This window comes from Saccharopolyspora sp. 6V (assembly GCF_020176785.1).
Classification (GTDB): Bacteria; Actinomycetota; Actinomycetes; order Mycobacteriales; family Pseudonocardiaceae; genus Saccharopolyspora_C; species Saccharopolyspora_C gregorii.
The window spans coordinates 1-6173 of sequence record NZ_JAIUKB010000209.1 but is presented as its reverse complement, the minus strand read 5'-3'; the positions used below and the strand labels follow the sequence as shown (position 1 = coordinate 6173).

The 6173-nt window shown below is 69.0% G+C and carries 6 protein-coding genes and 1 other RNA gene; all 7 read right to left on the bottom strand.

All coding sequences use genetic code 11. The features are described from left to right. Nucleotides 1–126: 126 nt before the first annotated feature. Nucleotides 127–497: a transfer-messenger RNA gene (gene ssrA, locus LCD35_RS29240) on the bottom strand. A 79-nt stretch (nt 498–576) separates the two neighbouring features. Next, nucleotides 577–1494, bottom strand: coding sequence for an amidohydrolase family protein (locus LCD35_RS29235; protein ID WP_374108156.1), 918 nt, complete (start codon nt 1492–1494; stop codon nt 577–579). A 2-nt stretch (nt 1495–1496) separates the two neighbouring features. After that, nucleotides 1497–1973 (bottom strand): SsrA-binding protein SmpB, encoded by a 477-nt coding sequence (smpB, locus tag LCD35_RS29230; RefSeq protein WP_224963001.1) that lies wholly within the window; start codon nt 1971–1973, stop codon nt 1497–1499. A 190-nt stretch (nt 1974–2163) separates the two neighbouring features. Then, nucleotides 2164–3066: a permease-like cell division protein FtsX gene (ftsX, locus tag LCD35_RS29225; RefSeq protein WP_224962997.1), complete on the bottom strand. Its 903-nt coding sequence runs from the start codon at nt 3064–3066 to the stop codon at nt 2164–2166. 43 nt (nt 3067–3109) lie between these two features. Then, entirely contained in the window at nt 3110–3799 is a 690-nt protein-coding gene (gene ftsE, locus LCD35_RS29220; protein ID WP_224962995.1) for a cell division ATP-binding protein FtsE, read from the bottom strand. Nucleotides 3800–3981: 182 nt separating this feature from the next. Next, a complete protein-coding gene (gene prfB, locus LCD35_RS29215; RefSeq protein WP_224962993.1) occupies nt 3982–5088 on the bottom strand; it encodes a peptide chain release factor 2 in 1107 nt (368 codons plus the stop codon). A gap of 122 nt (nt 5089–5210) precedes the next feature. Next, nucleotides 5211–5708, bottom strand: coding sequence for a PadR family transcriptional regulator (locus tag LCD35_RS29210; RefSeq protein ID WP_224962991.1), 498 nt, complete (start codon nt 5706–5708; stop codon nt 5211–5213). Nucleotides 5709–6173 lie beyond the last annotated feature (465 nt).

Sequence of the window (6173 nt, the reverse complement as noted above, 5' to 3'; positions counted from 1 at the left end):
CCCCAACCCCCACCCGAGGCAAGGAGCCCCACGATCCGCACCACCGCACCGTGGGGGCCTACGGGGCTCGGCCCCCGTACAGATGAAAAGGAGCCGGGAAGACGCCAAAAGCGTCAACCAGGCTCCAAGTGGAGGTGCCGGGAATCGAACCCGGGTCCTCCGTCGCTTCACCAAGACTTCTCCGTGCGCAGTCCGCTATGCCTCTGCTTGGCTCCCTCGGTCTCGCGAACTAGCCGAGGTGACGAGCCCAGCCGCTGTTCGATGTCCCACCAGGTCCCGCGGCCGGACCTGGCGGTAAGAGCCTCCTAGTCGATGCCGGATTCCGGGACGGAGGCGTTCCCGGTCCGACAGAGTCGCTCCTCGCTCAGGCGGCGAGGGCGAACTCGCGCTGACTCTTGTCGGCGCTTATTAGATTGCGGCGACGCTCTCGGTGGTCTCCCGCCTGCACCGGCACGCTTCCCTTGGATCACCGTACGGAGTCGAAACCGTTCACCCCCTCGTTGCGGCCGTTCCTTCTCGACCGCGCGGTCCGTACAGCATAACGTCCGCTCCCCCGCGGATCATTCCAATATCGGCCTACGAGATTTCCGCAGGTGGGAGCTTCAGCAGCCGGGCGGGTGCGTCGTGCAGGACGCTGCGCAGGAACGGGGTGCCGAGCCGTTCGTCGGCGGCGGCCCACCCGGCGATGGCGGCGAGCTGCTCGGCGTACGGGTAGGGGATGTTGGGGTAGTCGGTGCCGAGCACGACGCGGTCCCGCACGGGCACGAGCCGGGCCGGCCAGTCGGCGGGCAGCGGGCTGAACCGCTCGGTGAAGGCGACGCCGACCATGGTGGTGTCCAGGTGCACCCGCGGGTGCTCGTGGACGAGCCGGAGCGCGGTGTCGTACTCGGGCATGCCCGCGTGCGCGAGGACGGCGGTGAGCAGCGGGTGCCTGCGCAGCACTTCGCCGAACACGTCGAGCCCGGTGTGGTCACCGGGGATGGGCCCGTGCCCGCAGTGGATGACGACGGGCGTGCCCGCTTCGGCGAGCACTCCCCAGGTCTCGTCGAGCAGCGGGTCCCGCGGGTCGAACTTCCCGACCTGCACGTGGACCTTGATGCAGCGCGCCCCGGCGGCGAGGGCGTCGCGCATGGCGCGTTCCATGCCGGGTTCGGGGTAGAGCGTCGCGGTGGGCACGGCGCCCGGCGTGCGGTGCCCGAAGTCGAGGGCCCACTCGTTGAGCCAGGCGGCCATGCCGGGCTTGTGCGGGTAGACGAGCGGCGCGAACGCGGTCACCCCGAGGTCGCGGAGCAGCCGCAGCCGGGTCGGTTCGTCGTGCCGGTAGGTGACGGGCCAGTCCATGCCGTAGTGGGTGCGGGCCTGGTCGAAGTAGGACCACACCTTGTGCAGCACGCGTTCCGGCAGGAAGTGCGTGTGCAGGTCGACGAGCCCGGGCAGGCCGAGCCGGTCCAGCCAGGGCCGCACTTCCGCGTCGGAGGCGGGCCCGGCCGGGATGCTCACCGGCGGCCCTTGCGGATGCGGCCGATGTGGCGCTGCATCTCGCGGTCGGCGTCCCGCTTGGCCATGTCGTGCCGCTTGTCGTGCGCCTTCTTGCCGCGGGCGAGGGCGAGTTCGACCTTGGCCTTGCCGTCGGAGAAGTACATGGACAGCGGGATGAGGCTCAGCCCGCTCTCCTTGATCTTCCCGACCAGGCGGAGGATCTCGCCGCGGTGCAGCAGCAGCTTCCGGGAGCGCCGCGGTTCGTGGTTGGTCCAGGTGCCTTCGGTGTACTCGGGGATGTGCGCGTTACGCAGCCACACCTCGCCCTGGTCGACGGTGGCGAAGGCGTCGACGAGGGAGGCCTTGCCCTGCCGCAGGCTCTTCACCTCGGTGCCGGTGAGCACGATCCCGGTCTCGTAGGTGTCCAGCACCGACCAGTCGTGCCGCGCCTTGCGGTTCTGCGCGATCTGCTTGCGCCCGCGTTCCTTCACCATGCTTGCAACCTTAGCTACCCGTGTCTCGTGCGCGGCGGGACCGCGGCACGGCGCCGGTCGTGCTCGGCCCGCGCCGGGCGTAGAGCGAAGCAGCCGCCGAGCCTCGTGGTCAACCGGGTTTTCCCGGTCTGGAACGCGAGGAGCGGCCGCGCTCGACGAGCACGGCCGCCCCCCGCGGTGGTTTCCGGGGTCAGAGCCGCACGTACAGCCGCAGCGTCACGTACCCGGTGGTCGCCGAGATCGCGGCCGCGACCAGCAGCATGATCGGCGAGACGGCGGCGATGTCGCCGTAGCCGATCTCCGGGATGATGCCGGTGCCGAACACCGGCGACATGACCCTGTCGATGAACGCCGCCTTCGAGATGAGCAGCCCGATGATCGCCAGCAGCGCGCCGATCAGGCCGGACACCATCGCTTCCAGGAGGAACGGCAGCTGGGTGTACCAGCGGGTGGCGCCGACGAGCCGCATGATGCCGGTCTCGGTGCGCCGGGTGAACGCGGAGAGCTGGATGGTGTTGGAGATCAGCAGCAGCGCCGCCATCGCCTGCACCAGCGCGATCGAGAAGGTCGCGTTGCGCACGCCGTTGAGCACGCCGAACAACCGGTCCAGGTAGTCGGCCTGGTCGACGACGCTGTCCACACCGGGCTGGCCGTCGAACTTCTGCTGGATGGCCCCGAACCGCTCCTGGTCGGTGAGCTTGATCCGAAGCGAGGCGGGCATCGCTTCGACGCGGGCCACGTCGCGCAGTTCCGGCATGGTCTCGAAGACCTTGTTGAAGTTCTCGAACGCCTGCTCGCGGTTCTCGAACTTGACGGATTCGACGCCGGAGGAGCGGGTCAGCTCGGACTTGAGGTTCGCGCAGGGCTGCTGCGTGCAGTCCGCGTCGTTGGCGCTGACGTCGTCGGTCATGAACACGACGACCTCGACGCGGTCCTGGTAGACCTCCTGCATCCGGTCGATCAACCGGACGACCAGCAGACCCCCACCGAGCAGGCCGACCGAGATGGCCGTGGTGAGGATCATGGCGATGGTCATCGTGACGTTGCGCCGAAGGCCGTTGACGACCTCGCTGAATACGAAGCTCGCGCGCATCTTGGTGTGTGCTTCCTGGCTGGGTTCGGGGGTGCGGGGCTGCTCAGCGACCGACGCCGTAGACGCCGCGGGCGTCGTCGCGGATCACTCTGCCGAGGCTGAGCTCCACGACGCGGCGCCGCATCGAGTCGACGATCGAGTGGTCGTGCGTCGCCATGACCACCGTGGTGCCGGTGCGGTTGATCCGCTCCAGCAGCAGCATGATGTCCTGGCTGGTGTCGGGGTCGAGGTTGCCCGTGGGCTCGTCGCACAGCAGCACCAGCGGCCGGTTCACGAAGGCGCGCGCGATGGCGACGCGCTGCTGCTCACCACCGGAGAGCTCGTGCGGCATCCGGTCGGCCTTGCCGTCGAGGCCGACGAGCTGCAGCACCTCCGGCACCACCTTGCGGATGGTGTGCCGCGGCTTCCCGATGACTTCGAGCGCGAACGCCACGTTCTCGGCGACCGTCTTGTTGTTGAGCAGCCGGAAGTCCTGGAACACGCAGCCGATCCGCTGCCGCAGCCTCGGCACCCGTCGTCGCGGTAGCTTCGCGACGTTCCAGTCGGCCACGAACACCCGGCCTCGGGTGGGCACGTCCTCGCGGAGCAGCAGCCGCAGGAACGTGGACTTCCCCGAGCCGGAAGGGCCGATGAGGAACACGAATTCGCCCTTGCCGACGCTCACCGAGACGTCGTCGAGCGCGGGACGGGTCGAGGTCTTGTATCCCTTGGACACGTGCTCAAGCCGGATCACGGGGCGTGAGTTTACCTGCGACCTTTCGGGGGACCGGCGCTCACCCGGACCAGTCACCAGGAGCGCCGGTACCGGGTCCATCTCCGCTGGTCAGCTCGTGATCAGCTCACGCACCGCAGCTTCCGGACGGAGCAACGCCCTCACCCGTGCGGGCGGCACGCGTCGCGGTCCGCCCGGCGGCCTCAGGCCGCGGAGTCCTGCTGGCGGCGCCAGCGGATGCCCGCTTCGAGGAACCCGTCGATCTGGCCGTCGAGCACGGCGTCCGGGTTGCCGACCTCGAACTCGGTGCGCAGGTCCTTGACCATCTGGTACGGGTGCAGCACGTAGGAGCGCATCTGGTTGCCCCAGCTGGAGCCGCTGTCCTTGAGCGCGTTGAGCTCGGCGCGCTCCTCCTCCCGCTTGCGGGCGAGCAGCTTGGACTGGAGCACGCGCAGCGCGGCCGCCTTGTTCTGCAGCTGCGACTTCTCGTTCTGGCAGGACACCACGATGCCGGTGGGGATGTGCGTGATGCGCACGGCGGAGTCGGTGGTGTTGACGCTCTGCCCGCCGGGACCGGAGGAGCGGAACACGTCGACGCGGATGTCCTTCTCCGGGATCTCCACGTGGTCGGTCTCCTCCACGACGGGGAGGACTTCGACGCCGGCGAAGGAGGTCTGCCTGCGGCCCTGGTTGTCGAACGGCGAGATCCGCACCAGCCGGTGGGTGCCCTGCTCGACGGACAGCGTGCCGTAGGCGTAGGGGGCGTTGATGCGGAAGGTGGCGGACTTGACGCCGGCTTCTTCCGCGTAGGAGGTGTCGTAGACCTCGACGGGGTATTCGTGGCGTTCGGACCAGCGCACGTACATCCGCATGAGCATCTCGGCGAAGTCGGCGGCGTCGATGCCGCCCGCTTCGGCGCGGACGGTGACGACGGCTTCCCGCTCGTCGTACTCGCCGGAGAGCAGGGTGCGGACTTCGAGGGCGTCGAGCTCCTTCTTGAGCCGCTTGCGCTCCTCGTCGGCCTCGTCGAGCCCGGCCTGGTCGCCTTCGTCCTCGCTGAGCTCGTAGAGGACTTCGACGTCCTCGACCCGCTGCCGCAAGTCGCTGATCTTGCGCAGTTCGGCCTGCCGGTGCACCAGCTGGCTGCTGATCTTCTGCGCGTACTCGACGTCGTCCCACAGGTTCGGCTTGGCCGCTTCGGTTTCGAGTTCGGCGATCTTCGCCCGCAACTCGTCTAGGCCCATGACGCTCTCGATGCCTTCGAGCGTGGTGGACAGGTCCTTGATATCTGCGGCGACGTCGGGATTCACAGTGTTCGAGGGTACTTCACCGGGGGGCGGCTTCCCACGAGGACGGCCCCGGTCGGCACCGGTGTCCCCGCCCAGGGCTGCGGTGGCGCTCGCGGGCGGGGTTCCGGATCATTCCCCAGTGCTCATTCCGGAATGCTGTCGAGCAGCTTCACGATGGCCCGGTTGTGGGCGACGGTGAAGTCGGCCGCGGCCTTCTCGTAGGGGTCGGTGGCGGCCTTGGCGGCGTTCTTCGCTTCGTCGAGCCGGGCGGTGTACTGCTCGCGGGCGGATTCGACGAGGGCGGCGCGCTGCTTGGGCGTGAGCGATCCGGCGTGGACGAGCCGCAGGATCAGCGGGCTGCGCACGTTGTCCGGGCCGGGTTCGGTGTTCAACCACGACTTGAAGGCGCGCTTGCCGGCGGCGGTGATCGCGTACTGCTGGCTGGAGCGCGGTCCTTGCTTGCCGAGGCGCAGCAGCCCGGATTCGGTGAGCGCGGGAAGTTCCCGGTACACCTGGCTGCGGGTCACGCTGAAGAATCCACCGAATCGTTCGGTGGCGGCAGCGACGAGCTGCCCCCCGGTCTTCGGGCCGTCGTGCAGCAGCCCCAGCAGTGCGGCGGATGTCGAGTTCAGCTCAGTCACGAATCCACCGTGCCACGGCCCTCGCAGGCTGTCCACAATGGTCGGCCTCTCTGTCCACTGTGGTTGCAATGGGCTGGTCCGAGTGGACCATCCGTTGTGGCGCAGCGTGAGCGGGTGCCGCCGTTCCGGCGTGCTTCAGCGCACATCGCTCTGCCATCGAGGGGAACGTCCGTGGGCGCGGGTGCCGTGGCGGGCCGCACCGGGTGTCGCGCGCGGTGGTGATCGCTACCTGATCGTGCGGTCTACCTGCACGAAACGGTGCGTTGCCGCGGCAGGGCCGCCGATTACCGGGAGTGACGTCCATGCTGCGGCGGTGCGCCGACGCTCGCCGGTCGCGTTCGGACGGAGGTCGTGCTGCCCGGAACCGAGCCCCGCCAACGCTTTTCCGTTTGCCCCGGCAAGGATCCTCCCGCTCGCCAGGACCACTGCGCCGTCTGCCGTCCCCCGTACTCCCCTCCCCGGCAC

Excerpts from the sequence above, each read along its gene's own strand:
- ftsX (WP_224962997.1), bottom strand. The coding sequence starts at position 3,066 with ATGCGCGCGAGCTTCGTATTCAGCGAGGTCGTCAACGGCCTTCGGCGC.
- smpB (WP_224963001.1), bottom strand. The coding sequence starts at position 1,973 with ATGGTGAAGGAACGCGGGCGCAAGCAGATCGCGCAGAACCGCAAGGCG.